The sequence below is a fragment of the Bacillus sp. FJAT-22090 genome, assembly GCF_007676755.1.
Taxonomy (GTDB): Bacteria; Bacillota; Bacilli; order Bacillales_A; family Planococcaceae; genus Psychrobacillus.
Genome location: NZ_VEBK01000007.1, coordinates 46,730 through 71,173 on the forward strand (window position 1 = coordinate 46,730; position 24,444 = coordinate 71,173).

The 24,444-nt window shown below is 36.0% G+C and carries 30 protein-coding genes; 24 read left to right on the forward strand and 6 right to left on the reverse strand.

Features of this window, described 5'->3' with window-relative positions:
* Positions 1-40: 40 nt before the first annotated feature.
* The 7 genes from hfq (at position 41) to FS486_RS10355 (ending at position 5,704) form a co-directional block, all read left to right on the forward strand.
* Positions 41-262, forward strand: a complete 222-nt coding sequence (gene hfq / locus FS486_RS10325) for an RNA chaperone Hfq (RefSeq protein ID WP_144511258.1) — start codon at positions 41-43, stop codon at positions 260-262.
* 73 nt (positions 263-335) lie between these two features.
* Positions 336-635, forward strand: a complete 300-nt coding sequence (locus FS486_RS10330) for a rhodanese-like domain-containing protein (protein WP_144511259.1) — start codon at positions 336-338, stop codon at positions 633-635.
* Between the two features lie 74 nt (positions 636-709).
* Positions 710-1,957 carry a methionine gamma-lyase family protein gene (locus FS486_RS10335; protein WP_144511260.1) on the forward strand — a complete coding sequence of 416 codons (1,248 nt, stop codon included), beginning with the start codon at positions 710-712 and terminating at the stop codon, positions 1,955-1,957.
* Positions 1,958-2,257: 300 nt separating this feature from the next.
* Positions 2,258-2,479 (forward strand): hypothetical protein, encoded by a 222-nt coding sequence (locus FS486_RS10340; RefSeq protein ID WP_144511261.1) that lies wholly within the window; start codon positions 2,258-2,260, stop codon positions 2,477-2,479.
* A 523-nt stretch (positions 2,480-3,002) separates the two neighbouring features.
* Positions 3,003-3,386 (forward strand): MerR family transcriptional regulator, encoded by a 384-nt coding sequence (locus FS486_RS10345; protein WP_144511262.1) that lies wholly within the window; start codon positions 3,003-3,005, stop codon positions 3,384-3,386.
* A 41-nt stretch (positions 3,387-3,427) separates the two neighbouring features.
* Positions 3,428-4,762, forward strand: coding sequence for a type I glutamate--ammonia ligase (gene glnA / locus FS486_RS10350; protein WP_144511263.1), 1,335 nt, complete (start codon positions 3,428-3,430; stop codon positions 4,760-4,762).
* 597 nt (positions 4,763-5,359) lie between these two features.
* Positions 5,360-5,704, forward strand: coding sequence for an ArsB/NhaD family transporter (locus tag FS486_RS10355; RefSeq protein ID WP_144511264.1), 345 nt, complete (start codon positions 5,360-5,362; stop codon positions 5,702-5,704).
* A 49-nt stretch (positions 5,705-5,753) separates the two neighbouring features.
* On the opposite strand, the gene FS486_RS10360 is transcribed toward FS486_RS10355, so the two are convergent.
* Complete coding sequence (locus tag FS486_RS10360; RefSeq protein ID WP_144511265.1) at positions 5,754-5,945, reverse strand: hypothetical protein; 192 nt, start codon at positions 5,943-5,945, stop codon at positions 5,754-5,756.
* A 930-nt stretch (positions 5,946-6,875) separates the two neighbouring features.
* Here FS486_RS10360 and FS486_RS10365 point away from each other — a divergent pair.
* The 6 genes from FS486_RS10365 (at position 6,876) to FS486_RS10390 (ending at position 10,847) form a co-directional block, all read left to right on the forward strand.
* Complete coding sequence (locus tag FS486_RS10365; RefSeq protein WP_144511266.1) at positions 6,876-7,058, forward strand: hypothetical protein; 183 nt, start codon at positions 6,876-6,878, stop codon at positions 7,056-7,058.
* A complete protein-coding gene (locus FS486_RS10370; RefSeq protein WP_144511267.1) occupies positions 7,028-7,828 on the forward strand; it encodes a peptidoglycan DD-metalloendopeptidase family protein in 801 nt (266 codons plus the stop codon). The genes FS486_RS10365 and FS486_RS10370 overlap by 31 nt, the downstream gene beginning before the upstream one ends.
* A 345-nt stretch (positions 7,829-8,173) precedes the next feature.
* Positions 8,174-8,986, forward strand: a complete 813-nt coding sequence (locus tag FS486_RS10375) for a substrate-binding periplasmic protein (RefSeq protein ID WP_144511268.1) — start codon at positions 8,174-8,176, stop codon at positions 8,984-8,986.
* Between the two features lie 18 nt (positions 8,987-9,004).
* On the forward strand, positions 9,005-9,646 hold the full coding sequence (locus FS486_RS10380; protein ID WP_144511269.1) for an amino acid ABC transporter permease: 642 nt from the start codon (positions 9,005-9,007) through the stop codon (positions 9,644-9,646).
* A gap of 11 nt (positions 9,647-9,657) precedes the next feature.
* Positions 9,658-10,404: an amino acid ABC transporter ATP-binding protein gene (locus FS486_RS10385; protein WP_144511270.1), complete on the forward strand. Its 747-nt coding sequence runs from the start codon at positions 9,658-9,660 to the stop codon at positions 10,402-10,404.
* 17 nt (positions 10,405-10,421) lie between these two features.
* Positions 10,422-10,847 carry an OsmC family protein gene (locus tag FS486_RS10390; RefSeq protein WP_144511271.1) on the forward strand — a complete coding sequence of 142 codons (426 nt, stop codon included), beginning with the start codon at positions 10,422-10,424 and terminating at the stop codon, positions 10,845-10,847.
* Between the two features lie 154 nt (positions 10,848-11,001).
* Here FS486_RS10390 and lexA read toward each other — a convergent pair whose 3' ends face one another.
* Entirely contained in the window at positions 11,002-11,622 is a 621-nt protein-coding gene (gene lexA / locus FS486_RS10395) for a transcriptional repressor LexA (protein WP_144511272.1), read from the reverse strand.
* 176 nt (positions 11,623-11,798) lie between these two features.
* Between lexA and yneA the strand changes: the two genes are divergently transcribed.
* The 5 genes from yneA (at position 11,799) to FS486_RS10420 (ending at position 15,596) form a co-directional block, all read left to right on the forward strand.
* A complete protein-coding gene (gene yneA / locus FS486_RS10400) occupies positions 11,799-12,116 on the forward strand; it encodes a cell division suppressor protein YneA (protein WP_144511273.1) in 318 nt (105 codons plus the stop codon).
* Positions 12,113-12,760: a YneB family resolvase-like protein gene (locus FS486_RS10405; protein WP_144511274.1), complete on the forward strand. Its 648-nt coding sequence runs from the start codon at positions 12,113-12,115 to the stop codon at positions 12,758-12,760. The genes yneA and FS486_RS10405 overlap by 4 nt, the downstream gene beginning before the upstream one ends.
* A 65-nt stretch (positions 12,761-12,825) precedes the next feature.
* Positions 12,826-13,059 carry a DUF896 domain-containing protein gene (locus FS486_RS10410; RefSeq protein ID WP_144511275.1) on the forward strand — a complete coding sequence of 78 codons (234 nt, stop codon included), beginning with the start codon at positions 12,826-12,828 and terminating at the stop codon, positions 13,057-13,059.
* 164 nt (positions 13,060-13,223) lie between these two features.
* The gene (gene tkt / locus FS486_RS10415) at positions 13,224-15,224 is read left to right on the forward strand and encodes a transketolase (protein ID WP_144511276.1); all 2,001 of its coding nucleotides are present in this window, start codon (positions 13,224-13,226) and stop codon (positions 15,222-15,224) included.
* A 150-nt stretch (positions 15,225-15,374) separates the two neighbouring features.
* Entirely contained in the window at positions 15,375-15,596 is a 222-nt protein-coding gene (locus FS486_RS10420) for a YneF family protein (RefSeq protein WP_144511277.1), read from the forward strand.
* A 28-nt stretch (positions 15,597-15,624) separates the two neighbouring features.
* On the opposite strand, the gene FS486_RS10425 is transcribed toward FS486_RS10420, so the two are convergent.
* A complete protein-coding gene (locus tag FS486_RS10425; protein WP_144511278.1) occupies positions 15,625-16,554 on the reverse strand; it encodes an alpha/beta hydrolase in 930 nt (309 codons plus the stop codon).
* A gap of 11 nt (positions 16,555-16,565) precedes the next feature.
* Positions 16,566-17,462, reverse strand: a complete 897-nt coding sequence (locus tag FS486_RS10430) for a hydroxymethylglutaryl-CoA lyase (protein WP_144511279.1) — start codon at positions 17,460-17,462, stop codon at positions 16,566-16,568.
* 127 nt (positions 17,463-17,589) lie between these two features.
* On the opposite strand from FS486_RS10430, the gene FS486_RS10435 reads away from it, so the two are divergent.
* The 4 genes from FS486_RS10435 to FS486_RS10450 all read left to right on the forward strand — a co-directional run bounded on the left by FS486_RS10435 (position 17,590) and on the right by FS486_RS10450 (position 22,446).
* Positions 17,590-18,774: an acetyl-CoA C-acetyltransferase gene (locus FS486_RS10435; protein ID WP_395940848.1), complete on the forward strand. Its 1,185-nt coding sequence runs from the start codon at positions 17,590-17,592 to the stop codon at positions 18,772-18,774.
* A gap of 14 nt (positions 18,775-18,788) precedes the next feature.
* Positions 18,789-19,043 (forward strand): YqkE family protein, encoded by a 255-nt coding sequence (locus FS486_RS10440; RefSeq protein WP_144511281.1) that lies wholly within the window; start codon positions 18,789-18,791, stop codon positions 19,041-19,043.
* 294 nt (positions 19,044-19,337) lie between these two features.
* Entirely contained in the window at positions 19,338-19,874 is a 537-nt protein-coding gene (locus FS486_RS10445) for a DUF5412 family protein (RefSeq protein WP_144511282.1), read from the forward strand.
* A gap of 445 nt (positions 19,875-20,319) precedes the next feature.
* Positions 20,320-22,446: an ATP-dependent Clp protease ATP-binding subunit gene (locus tag FS486_RS10450; RefSeq protein ID WP_144511283.1), complete on the forward strand. Its 2,127-nt coding sequence runs from the start codon at positions 20,320-20,322 to the stop codon at positions 22,444-22,446.
* A gap of 41 nt (positions 22,447-22,487) precedes the next feature.
* Here FS486_RS10450 and FS486_RS10455 read toward each other — a convergent pair whose 3' ends face one another.
* Entirely contained in the window at positions 22,488-22,835 is a 348-nt protein-coding gene (locus tag FS486_RS10455) for a type II toxin-antitoxin system PemK/MazF family toxin (protein WP_144511284.1), read from the reverse strand.
* Complete coding sequence (locus FS486_RS10460) at positions 22,832-23,071, reverse strand: AbrB/MazE/SpoVT family DNA-binding domain-containing protein (protein ID WP_395940850.1); 240 nt, start codon at positions 23,069-23,071, stop codon at positions 22,832-22,834. The genes FS486_RS10455 and FS486_RS10460 overlap by 4 nt, the downstream gene beginning before the upstream one ends.
* Positions 23,072-23,242: 171 nt before the next feature.
* Here FS486_RS10460 and FS486_RS10465 point away from each other — a divergent pair, with 171 nt between their 5' ends.
* Positions 23,243-23,653 (forward strand): DUF4181 domain-containing protein, encoded by a 411-nt coding sequence (locus tag FS486_RS10465; protein WP_144511286.1) that lies wholly within the window; start codon positions 23,243-23,245, stop codon positions 23,651-23,653.
* A gap of 21 nt (positions 23,654-23,674) precedes the next feature.
* Positions 23,675-24,355, forward strand: coding sequence for an HAD family hydrolase (locus FS486_RS10470; protein WP_144511287.1), 681 nt, complete (start codon positions 23,675-23,677; stop codon positions 24,353-24,355).
* The last annotated feature ends 89 nt before the right edge of the window (positions 24,356-24,444 follow it).

The following is a 24,444-nucleotide window of genomic DNA, read 5'->3' on the forward strand; positions in this document are numbered from 1 at the left end:
GAGAGTTTTTTTATGTAAATTGCATAATGGAGGTATTAGGATGAAACCTATGAATATTCAAGACAATTATTTGAATCAGTTAAGAAAAAATAATATTTTTGTAACTGTGTTTTTATTGAACGGCTTTCAATTGAAAGGTTTAGTTAAATCATACGATAATTTTACAGTTCTATTTGAATCTGATGGGAAGCAACAGTTAATATACAAGCATGCGATTTCAACATTTGCTCCATCTAAACCAGTAAATATTAATGAAGAATAAGTCAGGTAAATTGACATGCAAACATGTTCCTATTATGATTTGAAGGAATATATATGGAAGTGGAGAGTAAAAAATGAATGTAATTACAACAGAAGAACTTTTACAAAAAATAGATGCTGGTGAATCAGTAAGTGTCATAGATGTGCGTGAAAGTGACGAAGTGGCTACCGGTATTATTCCAGGTGCACAACATATTGCACTTGGTCAAGTAGAAACAAGTATCGCCCAAATTGATAAATCAGTTCCACATTATATTATTTGTAAAGCAGGCGGCCGTAGTGCAATGGCTTGTGAAATTCTTGAGGAACACGGCTATAATGTAACAAATGTAGTAGGTGGTATGATGGATTGGGAAGGCGAATTACAGTTTTAACTTGAAGCAGCATTAAAGGCTAATTTCATTTGTTGAAATTAGTCTTTTCTATTTTGAAAGAGGAGTAAAATACCATGAATTTTGAAACAACATTGACAGAACAAATGTTAGCCCTTTCAGCACAAGCTGAGGTGAAGATAGCTGAATTTCATAAGGAAGTAGAGCAAATTGCATTTTTAAACCAACAAAAAGTAATACATGCATTTAAAACACATCAGGTAAGCGACCACCATTTCAACCCATCAACAGGTTATGGATATGACGACGAAGGCCGAGATACACTTGAAAAAGTATATGCAACAACATTTGGTGCAGAAGCAGCACTCGTACGCCCTCAAATTATTTCGGGAACACATGCGATTTCCATTAGTTTGTTTGGTGTATTACGACCGAACGATGAGCTCTTATACATAACTGGAAAACCGTATGATACACTTCAATCGATTGTGAGCGGTGGAGAGGAAGACACTGGCTCACTTGCTGATTTTGGTATCTCCTATCAACATGTTGATTTGTTAGAGAACGGCGCTATAGACTGGACAACCGTGGAAGAAAAAGTACAAAGCAATACTAAAGTAATTGCTATCCAAAGGTCTAAGGGATATGCTGTTCGACCTTCCTTTACTGTGGAACAAATAAAAGAAATGGTTAAAAAAATTAGAGAAATCAAAGAAGATGCTATTATATTTGTTGATAACTGTTACGGTGAATTTGTAGAAAAGTTAGAGCCGACGAATGTAGGGGTAGATCTAATGGCGGGTTCGCTTATTAAAAATCCAGGAGGTGGCCTAGCGAAAACAGGAGGATATATTGCAGGCAAAAGTGAGTTTGTTACTAAGTGTGCATATCGAATGACCTCACCTGGAATTGGAGCAGAGGCAGGTGCTTCCTTAAACACTTTAATGGATATGTACCAAGGTTTCTTCTTAGCGCCACATATTGTCTCACAAGCTGTGAAAGGTGCTATATTTACTTCTGCTGTTTTAGAGGAAGCTGGAATGGTCACGGAGCCACATTATACGGAAAAGAGAACAGATCTCATTCAATCGGTATCCTTTCCAACTGCTGAGCAGATGATTCAGTTCTGCAAAGCGATCCAAATGCATTCCCCAGTAAACGCACAATTTGCCCCTGAACCTGCGTATATGCCGGGGTATGAAGATGATGTTATTATGGCGGCAGGAACATTCATCCAAGGATCCAGTATGGAATTGACAGCAGATGGTCCTATTCGTCCTCCCTATACAGCGTTTATACAAGGTGGTTTAACATATGAGCATGTTAAATATGCCATTTTGGGAGCATTGCAAACGTTACGTTAATATAAAAATTTGAAAGCGCGTGGGAAGTGACCTGTCACTTTCTACGCTATTTTTATTTCTAATCAAAGTGTGCGGTGTCACTTTATAGGGATAATACATCGTAACAGGTAACCGCTTGGATTTCCGCTACAGGACGGACGCTTTCCGTGGGGTGAGTGATGAGCCTTCACCGTCCGCTTTGGCGGTCGATGTGAAGTCTCCTCTTACTCACTTAATCCCACTGGAGTCGCCGCCCTTTTCGCTCCAATCCATCCAAATTGACGCTTTTATCTGTATTTATTAGCCATTAAAAGTTAGGAAATGGCTAAGCGAGACCAATTGTCACGTGAAAGCAACCAATTTAATAGGCAACGCAACCAGTTTGAGCTTGAAAGCAACCAAATTGGCAACGAGCGCAACCATTTCTCCGCAGACATGCTAGCGGACACTGATTCCCATGCACTTTCCATGAAGAATCTGCTTAATTTACATGGATTAGATCGTCCATTAAAATTTGCGTACCATATCAGACGTTACTCGTAACTTTCTAGACCAGATTCGCCATATTTTGATGGGATGAAACTTTTACGCTTGGATAGCAACAAATTTGCGACACATAGTCCCTATCGTGACGGAAGATAATAAGCGGTTTTCTCCCAAAAAAACTTGCTATGTTAAGAATTATTTGCTTTCCACTGCGATTTGGTTACCATTAGCGATTTTCTGATAACCGACATTACTTAACTGCATTTTTTTGATAATAAGTGTTGAGGAAGCAAGCCGTTTCCCATTGATTTTCTCTGCTGGCGGCGACTCCTGCCGGATGAGAGGGCAAATGAGCCATTCCAACGAATGCGCAAGCGGATGGGAATGGGCTCAACGCTCCCCCGGCGGAAAGCATCCGTAAGCAGAGAAAATCATAGTGGTTACCTGTTAAGACGCACTATCCCTATATAATGGCGTAATAAATTTATTTCAAAAATTCATGTCACTTTTTCTTACATGAAGTTGACATGTTAGCTAACGTGACATATACTATTTTTATATCCAACTAGGAGGTGCAGTGATGGAAAAGGAATGGAGACGTTCCATGCCACTATTATCGATGAATATTGTCATGCAGTTAACCGGTTTGACAGCGAGACAAATTCGTTATTATGAAGAGCATGAATTGGTTCAGCCTGCACGTACGGAAGGAAAACAACGCATGTTCTCTCTAGATGATATTGACATATTATTGGAGATAAAGGATATGCTATCAACTGGGGTCAATATTGCCGGTATTAAACAAATATTTGAAATGAAAAACAATCCAGCTGTAAATAACGATAAAAAACAAGTTATTTCAGATGCACAGTTACGTGCTATTGTAAAAGAAGAAATGCAATTAGCCCAAAGGCATCAAAGGGCATCTTTAAGGCAAGGAGATTTATCCCGTTTCTTTCAATAGAACGGGATTTAATTATAAAAAGTATTTAGGAGAGTGAAAAAATGAGCAAGTACACAAAAGAAGATATTAGAAAGTTCGTTCAAGAACACGAGGTGAATTTTATTCGTCTTCAGTTTACAGACATACTGGGTACAATTAAAAACGTAGAAATTCCAGTGAGTCAGCTCGATAAAGCTCTCGACAATAAAATGATGTTCGACGGATCTTCCATCGAAGGTTTTGTACGAATTGAAGAATCAGATATGTATTTAGTTCCAGATTTGAACACTTGGGTTGTATTCCCATGGATTACTGGTAAAGGGAAAGTTGCTCGTTTAATCTGCGACGTGAATAAAGCAGACGGAACTCCATTTGAAGGAGATCCACGTAACAATTTAAAACGTATTTTAAAGGAAATGGAAGAGCTAGGCTTCACAAGCTTTAACTTAGGGCCAGAGCCAGAATTTTTCTTATTTAAACTAGATGCACAAGGTGAACCAACATTAGAATTGAATGACCATGGTGGCTATTTTGATTTGGCACCTGTAGATCTTGGGGAGAACTGCCGTCGAGATATCGTACTTGAGCTAGAAGAAATGGGCTTCGAGGTAGAGGCATCTCACCATGAAGTAGCTCCAGGGCAACACGAAATTGACTTTAAATATGCAGATGCTGTCACAGCATGTGATAACATTCAAACGTTTAAATTAGTTGTTAAAACAATTGCACGTAAGCATGGGCTTCATGCAACATTCATGCCAAAGCCACTTTTCGGTGTAAATGGATCTGGAATGCACTTTAACGTTTCGTTATTCAAAGGGAAAGAAAATGCATTTTTTGACGAGTCAACAGAAACTAAGATGAGCGAAACATCTATGCAATTTATGGCAGGCGTATTAAAACATGTTCAAAGTTTTACGGCTATTACGAATCCAACTGTAAATTCATATAAACGTTTAGTTCCTGGTTATGAAGCTCCTTGCTACGTTGCATGGTCAGGTCAAAACAGAAGCCCATTAGTTCGTATTCCTTCCTCAAGAGGTTTAAGCACACGAATTGAAGTGCGTTCTGTAGATCCAGCAGCCAACCCATATTTAGCGATGGCTGTAATCCTACAAGCAGGTCTTGATGGAATTAAAGAAAAATTAACACCACCACCAGCAGTAGATCGTAACATTTATGTAATGACAGAAGAAGAACGTATCGAAAACGGTATTCATAATCTTCCTCCAACTTTGGATGCTGCGGTGAAGGAATTAGGCAAAAACACCATTATCCGCGGAGCACTTGGTGAGCATATCTACGCAAACTTTGTCGAAGCGAAAGAGATTGAATGGGATATGTTCCGTACGACTGTACACCCTTGGGAACGTGAACAATACTTGAAGATGTACTAAGCTTGTAAACATTGAGGTAATGAGGTTTTATGGTGGGGGCAGATCTTTAATTTAATTATAGAAAATCATATGCGCCCCCAAATCGCCCCCAAAAAAATAAAAAAATTATTTGAAAACATCGTTCAGTCGTGAGTTGACTTGTTCGGTGTTTTTTTAATAAACAAAAGTAAAAAACGAATTCTAAAAAAGTAAGAATTCGTTTTGAGACAGCTAATTTATTTTACTGCATAGATTAAGTTATTTATTTGATCATTTTGGTTAACAATTGCTCATTATGGTGTGTAATTGGAATTCAAGCTTTCTTACGGTATTCTTTTATAAAAATAAAATAAATTAAGGCGCTGTTTAAAAGAATAACTGTGGCTACTAAAAGGAATATTCTCATGTTCTCCACCTCAATTTGGAAAGAAATAATTAACAAAAACTAGAACTAAATCAAACTTTCCTGGCAGAATTAGCTCGCGGGTATAAAGTTTACGCATTTCCGCTGGTTTTTAAACTGGAAGGATGACTCAAATATTATTCAAATTATACGAAAGAGTGTAGGAAGTGCTATTACATGGAAGGATCAACCACCGAATAGAAAAAGCTGTGATAATGAAGTTGTTAGTTAATAAAACAAGACTAAATAGGCTAGCAACGCACGATTATTTTAGAAAAAGCATACGAGGAACTTATGATTTGTCTAAGCTGATAGAATCAAAAGAAACAATAAAAGATTTAAAAATATTCCATCTTTCAAGGTATGTCCTGGTTTTATTGCATATTGGTTACTTTACAAGTGAATTCATTCATACTCCATTTTTTATTGTCGCAGGAGTTATAGAGATTTTCTTTATACTCATGGTACTAAGAAGTGAGGCAGTGGACACAAAAACAGTTATGAAAGGGGCACCGTGGAACTTTTTATTGGGTCTTTATATTTCATTATTATTATCCTGATTCCGTGACAAAACGTAGTAAAAGCCCTACGTTGAATAGGGCTTTTACTCTATGATTTTAAGCGTTGTTCACTTACCCACCAATCAATATGCTCTAAATTAAATGCAAACATATTGCTGATAGGCCTAAGGTGAGGTATTTCTTTATTTGATATCAGCTCGTGAATTCTCTCTTCTGATATAGGGTAGTCTACAGAGTCAAGGTAAGCTAGTAAACTTTTTATACCATAGACCTTTCTCATTTAATCACCTCCCATCAAGGTTTCTTTATTTTTCTAAAACAAAGAAACCTTAATGTTAGATACTAAATGAAATGAGCTGATTAACTGTTCTATACCCTATTGGCTCATTATTATTCTTCTTCCAAATAAAAATACTCCATTAGAATGAGTATAAGGTGCGGTTTATTGATTCAATGATGTATTATTTTCTTGAGACAACAAATTTAACGCTTCTTTTAACAGATTGATATCTAAAAGAATTTGTTCTTGTAGCAAGGAATTATGGCATTTATAATAATCATCACATAATTTATTTAGCTCTACCATAATAAGTTTCATAGGCCTATTATCCCTTCTAGTAGTTCTTTTTAATTAATTATAATATAGAATCTTTGTAGTTTAAAAGAAATAGTTTGTTGAAAATTAATAAAAAATTTTAAAGGTATAATCAATTGGGATTGTCCAAAGATGGAGGGGAGTAATGAGTTTCTTTAGATAATGGGATTATAATTGATTGGCTGATGCACGCATTTTACCTTCTTTACAATCCAACTTAAGCATTGCACTGATTTTACCTCCTCCGATATTGCAAATGAACCTTCCGTTTTTATATATAAATGAGATTCCCTCATTTATTTTTTTAAAACTAAATACTTTTTGTAATGATGCATAATTAATAAACTCTATAAAGTTGTTCAGAAATGTATCCTATTATTCGCTAATGTTCTATTTATGAGTAAAGGATAGATAACAAATTAGAAAGTGTATAATCGAACAAATATTTCTAATAAAAATAGGTGGTTAAACTTTCTAGTTTTCAACCGATAATGTGGGGTAAATATATAGAGAGAAACAGATTTATAGTCTGGAGAGGTCTCCCTTCGTTTTTCTCCTATATGTCTGACTGATAGCGTCAGATGTAAGCCCCACTCATAATCGAGTGGGGCTTTTTTGGCGTTTTTTAATAGACTTGTTATCAAAACATTCTTAAACTTTATGACAACCGACTATGTAATTATTTCAGATCTGCATTTATTAATAAAGAGAGAAGCATTAATAGAGGTACTTGCTAATCTTAAAAAAGAAAGAGAGGGGGAAACAAAATGTTTGTTAGACCGTGTGAAGGGAGAATAACATCAAGATTCAGTCCTATGCGTAAGAATCCCGTAACAGGAGAGTGGAAAGCCCATACTGGAGTTGACTTTGGAAACGATGGAAGTTCTATAGTAAAAGCATCAGAAAATGGGATAGTTACAAGAGCAACTGTAATAGGAGGATATGGAAATGCAGTAACTATTGCACATGTACTGAATGGTAAAAGATATGAGACATTGTACGCCCATCTTCATACAATCACTATAAAATCCGGACAAGTCGTTAAACAAGGCCAACAAATTGGTATAAAAGGAACAACCGGAAATAGTACTGGCATCCATTTACATTTTGAAATGCATATACCAGAATATGCACCAGGTCAACCATATGCGGTGGATCCTTTGCATTATATATACGATCCTGAAGTTGTCATCATTCAGCAGCTTTTAGGAACTCTTGGTTATCATATCGTGGTAGATGGTATTGCAGGAACTGAAACGGAAACAGTGATTAAAGCATTTCAACAGGCTCATAGTTTAACGGCAGACGGAATAGTTGGAGAAAATACTTTAGCAGCACTGAATCATGCTGTGTTATTAAAAAAGGAGGAATCTAGTGTGGCCGAACAGAAATTAACTCCAGGACAGGAAATAATTCGACAAGAAGCAATGCGGTTAAAAATCACGGATGGAAATGATCCATTTAAAAGTGTAAATCAATTTTACTCATGGGCAGTTGCCTTGCCACTTGCACAGAAAATGGAAGAACTTGAAAAGCGCATTACGCAACTAGAACAGAATCAAAAATAATAAATGGTAAAGACTTATCTTAACTCGATAAGTCTTTTTAATTTTGGTTCAAACTATTAAATGAAAATAATAACATATAAATTTCTGTGGGAAATCTTGTATAGAAGATTCATTTTAAAAACATTGGAGCGTTTGATTTTGCTTAATTTGTGGAATAGTAACTATACTCACTAAAAGATCATATTTGATGAAAAAATCTGAATAAGTAAGGATAGTTGACTAATGGATAGTAAACTAATAGGATTTAATTGGTTAACGTTTTAATGTAGAGGAAAAGGATGTTAGAGACACAAAAATATTAAATGGTTATTTATTGTTTAGTGTTAAAAAGAAGGAGGAAAAGTAATGAAAAAAGGTAAGTTGTTATTTGCTCTGATTATTGCTGCAGCTTTAGTTTTGGCAGCGTGTGGAAATAAAACGAAAAAAGAGAGCAATGAGGATCCTTTAAAAGCAATCCAAGATAAAGGGGAAATAGTAGTTGGGATCATGGGGACATATGCACCTTATAATTTTATGAATAAAGACAAAGAATATGATGGCTTTGACGTAGATATAGCGAAAGAATTAGCAAAACGTCTGGATGTAAAAGCAAGCTTTGTCGCACAAGAATTTTCTGGTTTAATCCCTAGTCTGCAAAAAGGAAAATTTGATATTTTAGTTAGCCAAGTAACCATTACAGAGGAACGTCAAAAACAAATTGATTTTACAGAACCTTATATCACAAATGAGGTAAAAGTTATTGTAAAAGATGATAATACAACGATTCAAACAGTAGATGATTTTAAAGGGAAAAAAATCGGTGTAGGATTAGGAACAAATGATGAAGCTTTCTTACGAAATGATTTAATGCCAAAAGTTGGAGACTTTCAAATAAATACGTACGATGATGTGATTACCACATTAAAAGATTTAGACGCAGGACGTGTAGACGCAACAATTAATAATGTATATGCATTGAAACCAATTATAGAAGAAAACGGATTTAAAGTGAAAGCTGTTGGTGGCCCTATAAAATCGGATAAAGCTGCTGTAGCTGTGAAAAAAGGCAATACAGAACTACTCGATGCGTTGAACAAAGCCTTGGAAGAAATGAAACAAGATGGTAGGTATAATGAAATCTTCGTAAAATGGTTTGATGAAGAGCCAGATGCTGAGTAAAGAAAGTAGGGAGAATACATGGATATAGTAATTGATAATCTGCCTTTTTTATTAAAAGGGGCATACTATACTTTATTAATTACAGTGGTATCTATGTTTTTCGGCTTGATTATTGGATTAATTACAGCGATTGCTCGGTTAAAGGGCAATCGTTTCTTTCGTGCTATAGCGAGAGTGTATGTATCTATCATTCGAGGAACACCGCCACTTGTTCAAATTGTCATCGTATACTTTGGTCTTGTAGATTATGGTATTGAACTAGGAGCATTAACAGCTGCCTATATTGCGCTAAGTATTAACATTGGGGCATATGTTTCGGAAGCTTTCCGCGGGGCCATTCAAGCTGTGCCGGTTGGGCAAACAGAAGCTGCTCTTGCAACTGGTATGACAGAATCTCAGGCTATAAAACGAATCGTTATTCCCCAGGCGATTCGTATTGCTATACCACCGCTAGGAAATACGTTTGTTGGAATGCTTAAAGAAACTTCCTTGGTTTCTGTTATTGCAGTTACCGAATTAATGCGTTCTGCCCAGTTATTAGTAGCCCAATATTATGTATATATGCCGTTTTACTTGTCCATAGCGGTCATGTATTGGATTATGAGCACTGTATTTACATTTGTTTTGAATAAATTAGAGAAACGATTATCTATCTATTAAGGGGGAGCCCAATGATTCAGGCAAATGAATTATCTAAAAGCTTTGATCAGCATGAAGTATTAAAACAAATTTCATTGACGATTCCAGCTCATCAAGTAGTAGCAGTTATTGGCCCAAGTGGTTCTGGAAAAAGTACTTTCTTACGTTGTTTAAATGGATTAGAGACGATTACAGGTGGAGAAATCTCTGTTAATAATCATTTATTAAAAGCGACAGACTCAAAGAAAGTACGTCAAAAAACAATTCATGCAATACGTCAGGATACGGGAATGGTTTTCCAACAGTTTAACCTTTACCCGCATAAAACGGTTGTCGAAAACGTAATGGAAGCGATAATTATTGTTAAAAAGCTTTCGAAGGAAAAAGCTAAATCGATTGCTAGTCAATTATTGAAGCGTGTTGGTTTACAAGAAAAAGAAAATGAATATCCTTCTAGATTATCCGGAGGGCAGCAACAACGAGTTGCAATTGCAAGAGCACTTGCAATGGAACCGAAAATTATGCTATTTGATGAACCTACATCCGCTTTAGATCCAGAACTCGTAGGAGAAGTCTTAAAGGTTATGAAGGAATTAGCAGATGAGGGCATGACAATGGTCATTGTGACTCATGAGATGAGGTTTGCCCAAGATGTTGCAGACCGTATTTTATTTATGGCAGATGGCAAAATAGTGGAAGATGCGCAACCTAAAACTTTTTTCACACACCCTTCGACAGAACGTGCACAAAGGTTTTTAGCAAAAGTAAATGAATTTTAAATGAAAGGAAGAGAAAAATGGAAGTAAAAGCAATATGGCAAGGTGGACGAGCTTTTGAAGCGAAAGGTCCTTCGGGTTATCCAATGTCTATGGACGCAACACCAAATTACGGGGGAGAGGGACAAGCACCAACACCGACTGAAATGTTATTAAGTTCGCTTGCTGGATGTATCGGTATCGATGTTACAATGATTTTAAAACCGCATCTAGATAATATAGAATCGATAGAAATAACAGTAGTTGGATCACGTCGCGAAGAATTACCAACCGCGTTTACGGCAGCAGATTTATTGTTTGACGTAAAAGGAAATATAGATGCGAAAAAAGTTATCCGTGCCATTAAACTTGGAGAAGAAAAGTATTGTGCTGTCTCTGCCTCTTTGAAAGCTGACATATCCTATCGTTTAATCTTAAATGGAGAAGAGATAGAGATTCAAGAATAGGAAAGTGTGATGTCACAAAACAAAACCCATTCATCTAAAAGATGAATGGGTTTTTCGATGATTTCAATGAAAATGTCCACTTTTCATTGAAATATGATATCGGCTCTACATAATCATACAAAAATTAGTAAGTTTAGTCAAGTTAACACAAATATCATTGTATATGTCGATATACTCCAACTACTTTTCCAAGAATAGAAACTTGGTTCACGATGATCGGTTCCATCGTTGAATTTTCGGGTTGTAAACGAAAATAAGTCTTTTCCTTGAAAAAACGTTTGACGGTTGCTTCATCTTCTTCGGTCATGGCTACTACAATATCTCCATTATTAGCAGACTGTTGCTGTTTTACGACAACATAATCACCATTTAAAATACCAGCTTCAATCATACTATTACCCATAATCTCTAACATAAATAAGTTGTCATCAGAGGTGCCAAACGTTTCTGGAAGCGGGAAGAACTCCTCTATATTTTCAATTGCTGTAATAGGTAGTCCGGCCGTTACTTTTCCTACAAGTGGAACGTGAACGACACCTTGTTTTTCTGCTGGAGAATCGATTCCATCAAGTATTTCGATTGCACGAGGCTTTGTTGGATCTCTTCTTATTAATCCTTTACTTTCAAGTCTTGCTAAATGGCCATGTACTGTAGAACTAGAAGCAAGCCCTACAGCTTCGCCTATTTCGCGTACGGAAGGTGGATATCCTTTTTTTCGAACTTCTTCTTTAATAAAAGCTAAAATATCTTCTTGTCTCTTAGATGCTTTTTTCAATGAGTTCACCTCTTTTAAATAAGAATTTTTCTATTAAGTTATTTCTTACTAATAGTATAACAGTCTATTTTGTATTATGCAAACATAGGTTCTAATAATTGTTGACAAAAAACAAGTGTTCGTATTATTATTAGAACATACATTCCGAACACGCATTCTTATTAGGGGGACTTAACATGACTTGGTTAAAAGAAAATTATTTTATTACTTTATTTTTAGGGTTAAGTGTCTTGTTTCTTATGACATTTATTATCTCAAATACATTCTCGACAGAGGAAGATTATCAAATTAGAATAGAACAAGGAGATTCTTTATGGAAACTTGCTGATAAATTTGCAGAAGATGAATCAAAGGACGCATGGATAAATAAAGTAATGGTGATGAATAATTTGCCAACCTCTCATATAAAAGCAGGAGAGACACTTCTTATTCCTGAGGTAAAAGTTAATTTTCATTTCAATAATGGAACTGAGATGGCAGGCGATGATAAATGAAAGCAGTAATTTATTGCCGTGTTAGCACGGAAAAAGAAACACAAGAATCATCTTTAAAAAGACAAGAAGAAGAACTAGTAGAATTTGCTCAAAAGCAAGGTTACTATGTGTCTGAAGTTTTTACAGATCAACATAGCGGGTATGATATCCAGCGCGAAGGATTACTAGATTTACTTACATACGTAAAAGACCAAGAGATCAAAGCGATTTTTGTACAAGATGAAACTCGAATCGGGCGGGGGAATGGTCGCATGGCTGTTTTACATTTGCTGCAAAAAACAAATACATCTGTATATACTTTGCAAGACAAAGGAATTTTAAATTTAAATGAAATGGATTCCATGCTTTTAGATATATTAGCGATTGTAGAGGAATATCAACGAAAGCTTCATAATGCTAAGATTAAACGTGGTATGAAACGAGCGGTATCCCAAGGCTATCGACCGGAAAAAAATTTGAAAATGCAAGGAAATCCCGAAGGTAGAGAACGAATCGATGTTCCTGTTGATGAAATCGTTAGGTTGCGAAATGCAGGGTTAACTTATGAAGAAATAGCTGCAACCTTAAAAGGACTTGGCATAGAAATTAGTAAAGCGACTATTCATCGCAGATATATTGAATTTATTGAAACACATGGAGTGTAAAGACTTGCACTCTGTGTGTTTTTTCCTTACCTTTATAGAAGGTATATAAGGAAAGGATGAAATGTATGTTAAGTAAAGAAAAATTAGCACGAATCAGCGAACTCTCTAAAAAATCAAAAACAAGTGGTTTATCGATAGAAGAAGCAAAAGAACAAAGCGCTCTTAGAAAAGAATATTTAGAAACGTTTCGTTCAACCATGAGAGATACAATTGAAAGTGTAAAAATTATTGATCCAGAAGGCAATGATGTAACACCTGAGAAAGTACAACAAGCAAAAAAGGGTAAATTTCTGAATTAATTAATCATTTTAGAAACCATTGATAATAGATACATTGTTGTCTAAACTAGAAGTATAGAAAAGTTGAACTTCAATTATTAGTGGACTTCATCTTCCCATATTGATTTGTTGGGGTTTTACTGCCTTAATGCAGGAAAAAATTTTTGTTCGAGAGGATGTCATTCATGTCTTTACAAGCAGATTTATTAGCAATTAATACAATTCGTACTTTATCAATTGATGCAATTGATAATGCGAATTCAGGACACCCAGGTCTTCCAATGGGAGCAGCTCCGATGGCCTATACATTATGGACGAAACATCTACGTCATAACCCTAACAATCCAAATTGGTTTAATCGTGACCGTTTTGTTTTATCTGCAGGCCATGGTTCTATGCTACTTTACAGTCTACTCCATCTTGGAGGGTATGACCTACCAATGGAAGAAGTTAAAAACTTCAGACAGTGGGATTCTAAAACTCCAGGACATCCAGAGTACGGTCACACTGCAGGGGTTGAAGCTACAACTGGACCACTTGGTCAAGGTATCGCGATGGCGGTAGGAATGGCTATGGCAGAAGCTCATTTAGCTGCAACTTACAATAAAGAAGACCATTCAATCATAGATCACTATACGTATGCTTTATGTGGAGATGGAGATTTAATGGAAGGTGTCGCTGCAGAGGCAATTTCTTTAGCGGGTCACTTGCAATTAGATAAACTAATCGTTTTATACGATAGTAATGATATTTCTTTAGATGGTGATCTAAATAAATCATTTTCTGAGAAAATCGAAAAACGCTTTGAATCATATGGTTGGAACTATATTTTGGTTAAAGATGGAAATAATATCGCTGAAATTTCAGCTGCAATAGAAAAAGCAAAAGTACAAAATGATAAACCAACTATTATTGAAGTAAAAACGGTTATCGGTTTTGGCTCTCCAAATAGAGCAGGAAAATCTGATGCACATGGTATGCCACTTGGCAAAGAAGAAACTTTATTAGCAAAAGCTGCATATGAATGGGCTTTTGAAGGAGACTTCCATGTACCTGAAGAAGTGTATGAAACTTTCAAACAAGCTTCAGAGCGTCAAGGAGTAACAGAAGAGTCTGCTTGGAATGAAAAGTTTAGTGCATATGAAGAAGCATTTCCAGAGCTAGCTACAACTCTTAAACAAGCAATTAGTGGTAAATTACCTGAGAATTTTGCGGATGCATTGAAGACGTATGAAGAAGGTACATCTCATGCGACTCGCTCTGCCTCTGGGGATGCAATTAATGCAATTGCTCAAAATCTTCCATCATTTTTCGGAGGAAGTGCAGACTTAGCGGGCTCTAACAAGACGACAATGAAAAATGCGGGAGACTTCTCTGCAGAAAATTATGCTGGAAAAAACATTTGGTTCGGTGTACGTGAATTTGCTATGGGTGCAGCTTTAAACGGCATGGCTCTACATGGTGGATTAAACGTTTTCGGTGGAACATTCTTCGTATTTAGCGATTATGTAAGACCAGCAATTCGTTTATCTGCACTTATGGGCTTACCTGTAACTTATGTATTTACACACGATAGTATTGCTGTAGGAGAAGATGGACCAACACATGAACCAATCGAGCATTTAGCTTCTTTACGTGCGATGCCAGGCTTATCTGTAATTCGTCCAGCGGATGCAAATGAAACAGCAGAGGCATGGAAGTTAGCAGTTTCTGCAGGAGACCACCCAACAGTATTAGTTCTATCTAGACAAAACCTACCAACTCTTAAAGGTTCTGTAGAACAGGCTAGTGAAGGGGTTTCAAAAGGGGCTTATGTAGTTTCTCCAAATGCAAATGCGGAAGCAATTTTACTTGCTACAGGATCTGAAGTTAGCCTTGCAGTTGAAGCTCAAAAGGAACTTGCAGTTGAAGGTATCCAAGTTTCTGTTGTATCTATGCCATCATGGGATTTGTTTGAGAAACAAGACGCAGCATACAAACAATCTGTATTACCGTCCAATTTAACAAAACGATTAGCTATTGAAATGGGATCCTCATTAGGATGGCATCGTTATATTGGTTTTGACGGAGATGTTATAGCAATCGATCAATTCGGTGCTAGTGCACCAGGTGAAGTTGTGATGAAAGAATACGGTTTCTCTGTTGAAAATGTTGTTTCTAAAATGAAGAACCTACTTCAAAAATAAGAAGTGAATAAAGGCAATTCAAATACTTCTAGACAAAAAGTATTTGAATTGCTTTTTTATTTTAATTTATATAGTATGCATAGGGAATATATAGTATAATTTTCAGTGGTGTCTTGTACACGTAGACAAGAACGTAAAGGAGGAGAAATCATGGAAACATGGATTTGGATTATTATTGTAATCGTTGCGTTAATCGGTGGTGCAGCAATTGGATTTTTTGCGGCACGTCAATATATGATGAAATACCTAAAAGAAAATCCACCTATCAATGAACAAATGCTTCGAATGATGATGGCACAAATGGGACGTAAGCCTTCTGAAAAACAAGTAAAACAAATGATGAATCAAATGAATAAAATGCAAAATAAATAATAAAAGCACTCATTTTTGAGTGCTTTTATTATTTATTTAGTAAATTGTTTTGCATGAGAAAATCTGCCACAACTTGCTCATATTCCTCACTATTTTCGTTAAATGATTTAGCATGAACACCAACATCAAATAATTTTAATGTTTTTGGACCTTTTTTCTTCTCATATAATTCCTCGGTCATTTTAGGAAGAATAAAGTCATCTTGTAAGCTGTGAATAAATAATACTGGCTTTTCAATTTTATCTACTACATCAATCGGTGAAACAAGATTTAAAGTGTAACCATCCCGCATTTTTAAAAATAAATTAGCAAATCGAATTGGTAAACCAGAGCGTAAAGGCGTTGTTTGCTTAATAATATTGGAAACCTGCTCTTCAAAATCGGAAAAAGAACAATCAGAAATATAGAAATCTGCGTCATCTTTTATAGAGCCTGCATATAGTAGCATAGTTGCCGCACCCATCGATTCACCATGAATTCCAATAATGGCACTTTCACCAACACGCTCTCGTACCACTTCTACAATAGACTGCAAGTCAATTTTTTCATAAAACCCAAAACTAGTTGTTTTTCCTCCCGAATCACCATGGCGACGGTGATCATACACGACGCTGTTAAAACCAAGCCTTTCAAACATGCGAACAAAACGTAAAGAGTTTATTTTATTTTCAGTCACGCCATGACAAATAATGACGTAATTATTTGTTTGCAAAGGCTCTACAAAAATAGCTTTTAAGGAATATCCATTTTTAGATTCAATCCACTGCTCTGTTTTATTTACCGCATTAAACCATGCCTCATCTAAACGTTTGGATGTAATTTCACGATTTAATATGAAGTCATTTTCTTTTTTCTTCATATACATAAGCTTGTTTGTTACAAAAAAACCGAAAACGGTGGCTAGGGCCGAAATAACACTTGTAAAAATACTCGTCCAAATGATGACTCTTTTTTTCATAGCCTCAACTCCTACTTGCTTTTGGATAGTCTATACATACCCGTTTCAATTGGCCTAGTTGCATACGGTGCAATGATATCTACCGCTTGTATCAATGTGTCTAGGTTGATATTCGTTTCAATATCCATTTGTTTTAGCATATTCACAACATCTTCAGTTGCTACATTTCCGGTTGCTCCTGGAGCAAAAGGACAACCCCCTAAACCGCCTGCGGAAGTGTCAAATCGATCAACCCCTGCTTGAAGTGCTGAAAAAATATTTGCTACCCCCATTTTTCTTGTATCATGGAAATGAGCTGTAATTAGTGTATTTGGAAATTCTTTTTTTAATGCTTCAAATAGCATGTAGCTTTCTTGTGGATTTGCCATCCCAATTGTATCTGCAACACTTAATTCATCTACACCCCACGAGACAAATTCACTGCATAATTCTAGCACTTTGGCTGGTTCTATTTTTCCTTCATATGGACAATAGAAAGCGGTGGAGATACACGCACGTACAAAATGTCCTTCTACTAGTAATTTTTCCACAATTGGTTTCAATTCATGCATACTTTCTTCGGTTGTTTTGTTAATATTTTTTTTATTAAATGTGTTAGATACACCTACAAATACAGCAAAGCTACTAGCATTTGCTTCTTTGGCAAGTTCCACGCCTTTCGCGTTAGGTGTTAACACAAATTGTCTGCCAACTTTTTTTGCACATCCCACAATTTCTTTTGCGTCTTTCATTTGAGGCACCCACTTCGGTGATACGAAAGAAGTCAGCTCCATTTCTTCGACACCAGCTACCTGTAACTTCTCAATAAACGCTAATTTTACCTCTGTTGGTACTTCATTTTTTTCATTTTGTAGCCCGTCTCTTGGACCTACCTCGATAATTGTCACTTTTTTTGGTAAACTAAACATAATCATCCCTCCATCTCTATTGTAAGGAATGGATGGTTAAACAAGCAACTTTTAATCTTATTTTCAGAAATTAAGATTAAAGTCATAAGTTACTGTAATGACAGGGGAATATGAGGAGGAAATGACTTTGACAAACGAAGTAGTAATTGTAAGTGCGGTAAGAACTGCAATTGGTTCATTTCAAGGGGCATTAAAAGATGTACCTGCGACAAAGTTGGGTGCGATTGTAATTGAAAAAGCGCTAGAAAAAGCTGGAGTTTCAAAAGATGCGGTGGATGAAGTGATTATGGGAAATGTTCTACAAGCAGGATTAGGGCAAAATCCAGCAAGACAAGCTTCAATCCAAGCAGGATTATCCGTATCTGTGCCAGCACTTACTATTAATAAAGTGTGTGGATCTGGGCTAAAAGCTATCCATTTAGCAACACAAGCCATTATCGCAGGAGATGCGGATGTCATCGTTGCTGGTGGGATGGAAAATATGAGTCAAGCTCCTTATCTATTAAAGAATGCTAGAGAAGGCTTCCGTATGGGGGATCAAAAAGTGGTAGATAGCATGATCTCAGATGGCTTATGGTGTGCATTTAATGATTATCATATGGGAATTACAGCCGAAAATCTATGTGATCAATACAATATTACAAGAGAAGAACAAGATGCATTTTCAGCGCGCTCTCAAGCCCGTGCTGCAAAGGCAATCGAAGAAGGCAAGTTTGCAGAAGAAATCGTTCCAGTAGAAATTCCACAACGTAAGGGCGATCCAATCGTATTTGATAAGGATGAATATCCGAAAAAAGGATCTACACAAGAAAAGTTAAGCGGGCTTCGTCCAGCATTCAAAAAAGATGGGTCTGTTACAGCAGGAAATGCATCGGGTATTAATGACGGTGCAGCAGCTGTAGTTGTTATGTCTAGAACGAAAGCAGATGAACTGGGGATTAAACCATTAGCGACAATCGTAGCAAATGCAGCGGCTGGAGTAGATCCAAGTGTAATGGGAATTGGACCAGTAGAGGCTGTGAAAAAAGTTTTAAACAAATCAAATATTACGCTTGAAGATATCGATTTAATCGAAGCAAATGAAGCATTTGCTGCACAATCGATTGCGGTGGATAGAGAACTTTCATTTGATCATGATAAACTAAATGTAAATGGTGGAGCTATAGCATTAGGCCACCCAATTGGTGCAAGTGGTGCACGTATTTTTGTTTCTTTACTTCATGAAATGGAGAAAAAAGATGCAAAAACAGGACTTGCAACACTTTGTATCGGTGGCGGGCAAGGAGTAGCAACTATCGTTAAACGCAAATAAAGTAGGTGAACAAATTGGCAAAGAAAAAACAAAGACAACAACAAGTAAAACCTGTAGCTTCAAAAGAAGAAGGAAATGGTCTATTTGATCAGCTTTCATCAGATGTGCTAGCGAAGCTTAAGGAAACGAAGAAACAACTGGTAGCAGAAGAGCAAGAAAAAGAAGAAGAAAGACAAGCTCAGCTTGCATTTGAAAAAAAGCAAAAAGAAAAAAATAAAACATTTGCTGAACTACTAGATGAACACGGATATGGTGGTTCTAAGTTTTAGATGATTTACAAACAGTTTAGAGATCCAATATAGGGATTTCTAAACTGTTTTTTTTGTTGGATAAATATATTCAGTCCACAAAAACAGGCAAGAAACTATTGTTAAATGGCTATGTTAAAGGTAAAGGTTGATTTATAGTGAAATGGTATGGTGACACGTGCACTAAATCTGATTGAATTCACCTCTACTGGATATTTATGTTAAACTAAGAACAAGTTTATGAACGTTTACACTTAAACTAACAAACGTAGGTTAGCACAAGATGAAAGACAAGAATTACAAGGGGGAATTTTTGTGGGAAAAAGATATAATTTGTGGTCTTTTTATTTAATAATTGTTTGCTTAGGTTTAGCAGTCTACTCATTGTATTCTAATATTAATAACACCTGGTTATTTGCACCTCCAAATTATATTTTACTTATGATTAGTTTGTTAGCCTTTGTTTTAGGAATTATAGGTTTTAAAGATAAAAGAAACTGGCGAACTAAAACACAAAGTTGGTTAACAATAATTCTATCATCATTGACATCTATCGCACTTTTTTTGATATTATCATTCACACTTTTGTTTTCATCAATGGACGAAAATAAACATATAAAGACGGTAAGTTCTCCTGAAGATAATTATACAATTGATTTTTATCGTTTTGACGTAGGAGCAGCAGGTTCATTTGGAGTGAGGGGAGAATTAAATGGACCACTGTGGTCTAAAAAACGAATTTATTATCAACACAGGGTAGAACAAGTTGAAGTGGAATGGGAAAATAACAGCACGGTCTCGATTAACAATAATATCTTAAATTTGAAAAAAGGAGACACATTTGGATATTGAGTTGTATTTAGTAGAAAAATGATAAGTATGTGAAAGTATTTACTTAAAGTAACGAGTGCGTTAGAAAAAAATGGACATCAAAATGAAATGAGCTTGGGGATACATTTCCCAGCTCATTTTTATGTGCACTTTTTATTTAGAATGCATAGTCTCTTAGCCTTAACTTATCCGCTGTTTCCTATGTTCCATCAACACTTGCTAAGATAAGCATTTGCTTTTTTTTTGCTCAAATCGCTTTCCGTTTTCCTATAACTTCAACATAGCCTATTAAATTCACAATAAGTTGATAATGTGAACTCATTATTAGATTAGCAAATAAGACGTTACTAAACTCACATAGAAAAATCCGAGCATATTAATTGAAAGTCAAAAAAGGTCAGTGTATACTAAAATCAAAGGTTAAAGATAGTCAAAGTCAAATGATTATTTGAAGGAGGACATATTTATGAAATGTCAACATTGTAATAAAAACGAAGCAACGATGAGTTTGAGAATCCAACTAAATCAGCAAGGAATACAAATGAACCTTTGTAATGCTTGTTTTCAAGATATTCAAGGACAATTGACTGCAGGTAAGACTCCGATATTTAGTAAAGATGCCGAGCATTTGTCTCAAGCCAATGGTAGTCACCAAGCACGAACACAAACGAGACAATCTGCGGAACAGCAAGGTAATAGTTTATTGGATCAACTTGGTAAAAATTTATCGAATGACGCTAAAGAAGGTCGGATTGATCCGGTCATTGGGCGTGATCAAGAAGTAAAGCGCGTAATTGAAACGTTAAATAGAAGAAATAAAAATAATCCTGTTTTAATTGGTGAACCGGGTGTTGGTAAAACAGCCATTGCCGAAGGACTTGCAGTGAAAATCCTCGATGGTGATGTACCTGTGAAATTGATGAACAAACAAGTGTACTTATTAGATGTCGCTTCACTCGTAACGAACACTGGAATCCGTGGACAATTCGAAGAGCGAATGAAACAGTTAATCGATGAACTTCAAACACGAAAAGATATAATTTTATTTATTGATGAAATTCATTTACTCGTTGGAGCGGGAACAGCCGAAGGATCAAAAATGGACGCAGGTAATATTCTAAAGCCTGCTTTAGCTCGCGGGGAGATGCAGCTTATCGGTGCAACCACATTGAAAGAATATCGTCAAATCGAAAAAGATGCGGCGCTCGAGCGTAGATTCCAACCTATTTTAGTGAAAGAACCATCTGCTGAAGATACGATTCATATTCTACATGGTATTAAGGATCGTTATGAAAACTTCCATGAAGTACATTATCCGGATGAGGCAATTCAAGCTGTTGTTACTTTATCGCAGCGGTATATTCAAGATCGATTTTTACCAGACAAAGCTATCGACTTGATGGACGAGGTAGGTGCACGTTTAAATCTGACACATATATCAGCCGATTCGGAGTCCATAGGATCACGACTTAACGAAGTCATTCAACAAAAAGAACAAGCTGCTGAAAAAGAAGATTACGAAACAGCTGCAAATTTACGCTTTGAGGAGATCCAGTTGCGTAAACAGCTAGAACAAGCTAAACAAAATGGCGACAGCCCCCAAGTAGAAGTGACAGTTGCAGAGATCGAATTGATAGTAGAAGAAAAAACAGGAATTCCTGTGACAAAACTACAAGCGGCGGAACAAGCGAAAATGAAAGGAATTGCAGAAAATCTAGGCAAAAAAGTAATTGGCCAAGAAGATGCGGTCGATAAAATTGCCAAAGCGATTCGTCGTAGCCGTGCTGGACTTAAATCTAAAGATCGCCCAATTGGTTCATTCTTATTTGTCGGTCCAACAGGTGTTGGTAAAACTGAGATTACAAAAGTGCTTGCGGAGGAACTATTTGGTTCACGCGATACATTAATCCGTCTTGATATGAGTGAATATATGGAGAAACATTCAGTATCTAAAATTATAGGTTCCCCTCCAGGCTATGTAGGACATGAAGAAGCCGGCCAATTAACAGAACATGTTCGCCGTAATCCTTATTCTATTTTACTGCTAGATGAAATTGAAAAGGCACATCCTGATGTGCAAAATATGTTCCTGCAAATAATGGAAGATGGTAGATTGACGGATTCACATGGCAGAACAGTCAGCTTCAAAGATACTGTCATCATTATGACGAGTAATGCAGGGACAGGCGATAAAAAAGTAAGTATGGGTTTCAATCAAGTAACACATGAATCCGTCACTATGCTTGAATCACTAGGGGCATATTTCAAGCCAGAATTTCTCAACCGTTTCGATGCGATTGTGGAATTCAATGAATTAACAGAAGAAAATTTACTTGAAATCATAGACTTAATGCTTGAAGATCTACGAGGAACAATTACAGAAAATAATATAGACATGACAATTTCTTCGGAAGCAAAAATAGCATTAGTCAAACTTGGTTACGATAAACGATTTGGTGCTCGACCGCTTCGCAGAGTGATTCAAGACAAAATTGAAGATCCATTAACAGATCTTATTTTGGAAGAAGAGACAATTGAAAAGGTCCATATAGATGTTGTGGATGAAGAAATTGTAGTTAATAAAATTAAATAAAATTACTAAAAACCACTTCCTTTAATAATCGGGAAGTGGTTTTAATTTACCAATGTTTTAATCTTCGCCAAGCATTCTTCGATGACGATTTGTAAATCTTCGTTGCTGGATAGTGCTTCTTTCAGTTTCACTGATATTGCTTTTATATCCATGCTTTTAAGTTGATCCGATAAAATAACACCAGTAACGGGGGATGTAGCTGGCAATTTCACTTCATACGCATATCCTTTTTGTTTATTCGTAATTGGACAAACAATAACTAACCCCGTTGCACGGTTATATGCTTTTGGAGATATAACGATTGCTGGTCTATGTCCCGCCTGTTCGGAGCCTTTTTGCGTATTAAAGTTTAATGTTACAATGTCTCCTCTTTCTGGAATGTAGCTCAAATTAATTCGTCTCCCATCGGTTCCCCAGTATCAACCGATGAATGTCTGTTTTCATCTGTTATTTGTGAAACTAATTCCTCCAGTGTATATCGTGTTTTTACTGGTTCTAATGTGATTATATTGTCATCAGCATACATATTCATCTCAGATCCTTCTTTAATGCCTAGCTTGTCTGCAATTGACTTAGGAATCCGGACACCTAAACTATTTCCCCATTGACTAACTTTTGTAACCAATTGGATCACTCCTTGTTTTTCATTTCATACATCCATTATAACTTCCACCTCAAATATAGTATATCCAAGTATATACATGAATTGATTGAATTACTCGAGAAAAACGCAAAACGTTATGATACACTGAATAAACAGATAAAAATAACCAATACAAATGGGAGGGAACTTTAAATGGCGTGGGGAATGATTGCTCTGTTCGTTTTTTCTCTATTTGTATTAATATTTATTTTTAATACAATCATGGCAAAGGTACTGAAAGTGGAAAAGAGAAGTTTATTTTCCGCTAAGTTTGTAAATAAACTCCATAAAAAAATAGAGGGGATACTGCGAATTACCTTTCTCATAATTTATATTATTTTTACTATGCGGCAGATAGAATCACCTGAATTAACAAATAGTCCGTGGTACTTTTTGAGTATATTAATGATTTATTTAGTACTGGATGAATTAGTTCGTGCTTTTATGGAGTGGAAATATGCTATAAATCGGAAGGAGTATATTTATACATTAAGCGAATTGTTATTTATCGGTATGCTTATTATTGTGTGTGCGCAATCTAACTTTTTTGGAATGATTAAATAAAGTTAATAGAGGAGATAACTGATGATTCAAGCAATAATATTTGATTTAGACGGAACATTACTGGATCGTGATACATCATTGAAGCACTTCATCAAGTACCAATATGAACGACTTTATAAATGGTTAGGTCATATACCAAAAGAGAAATATATAACGAGATTTATCGAATTGGATAGTAGAGGATATGTGTGGAAAGATATAGTATATCAACAGTTGGTGGAAGAATTCCATATTGATCAAATAGATTGGGAGTTTCTATTAGAAGATTATAAAGCAGAATTCAAGCATCACTGTGTTCCTTTTCCAAATCTCCATAATATGTTAGAAGAATTGCGAAAACACAATTTTGCTTTAGGAATTATTACAAATGGGTTTGGACAGTTTCAGATGGATAATATTGAAGCATTGGATATAAAACATTATTTTAAAACTATTTTAGTTTCGGAAACAGAAGGAGTAAAGAAACCTAATCGTGAAATTTTTGAGAGAGCACTAGAGCGTCTCCATGTAGCTCCCGATGAAAGTGTATTTGTCGGTGACCATCCAGAAAACGATGTGAAAGCTTCCGAACTTGTTGGGATGATAAGCATTTGGAAAAAAGATGAGCAATGGAATTCGTTTAAGTCGAAATTCGTTGTCGAGGATTTAGGAGAATTACCGATTCTTATAAAGAGTTTGGATAATGTAAGCAGCTTGTTGTAGGCATTGAATAGATTGTTCATGTGAAGCCTGTCCGTTATAAAAAGGACAGGCTTTACATGAACAAGCGCAAATCGCAACTTACTTCACTT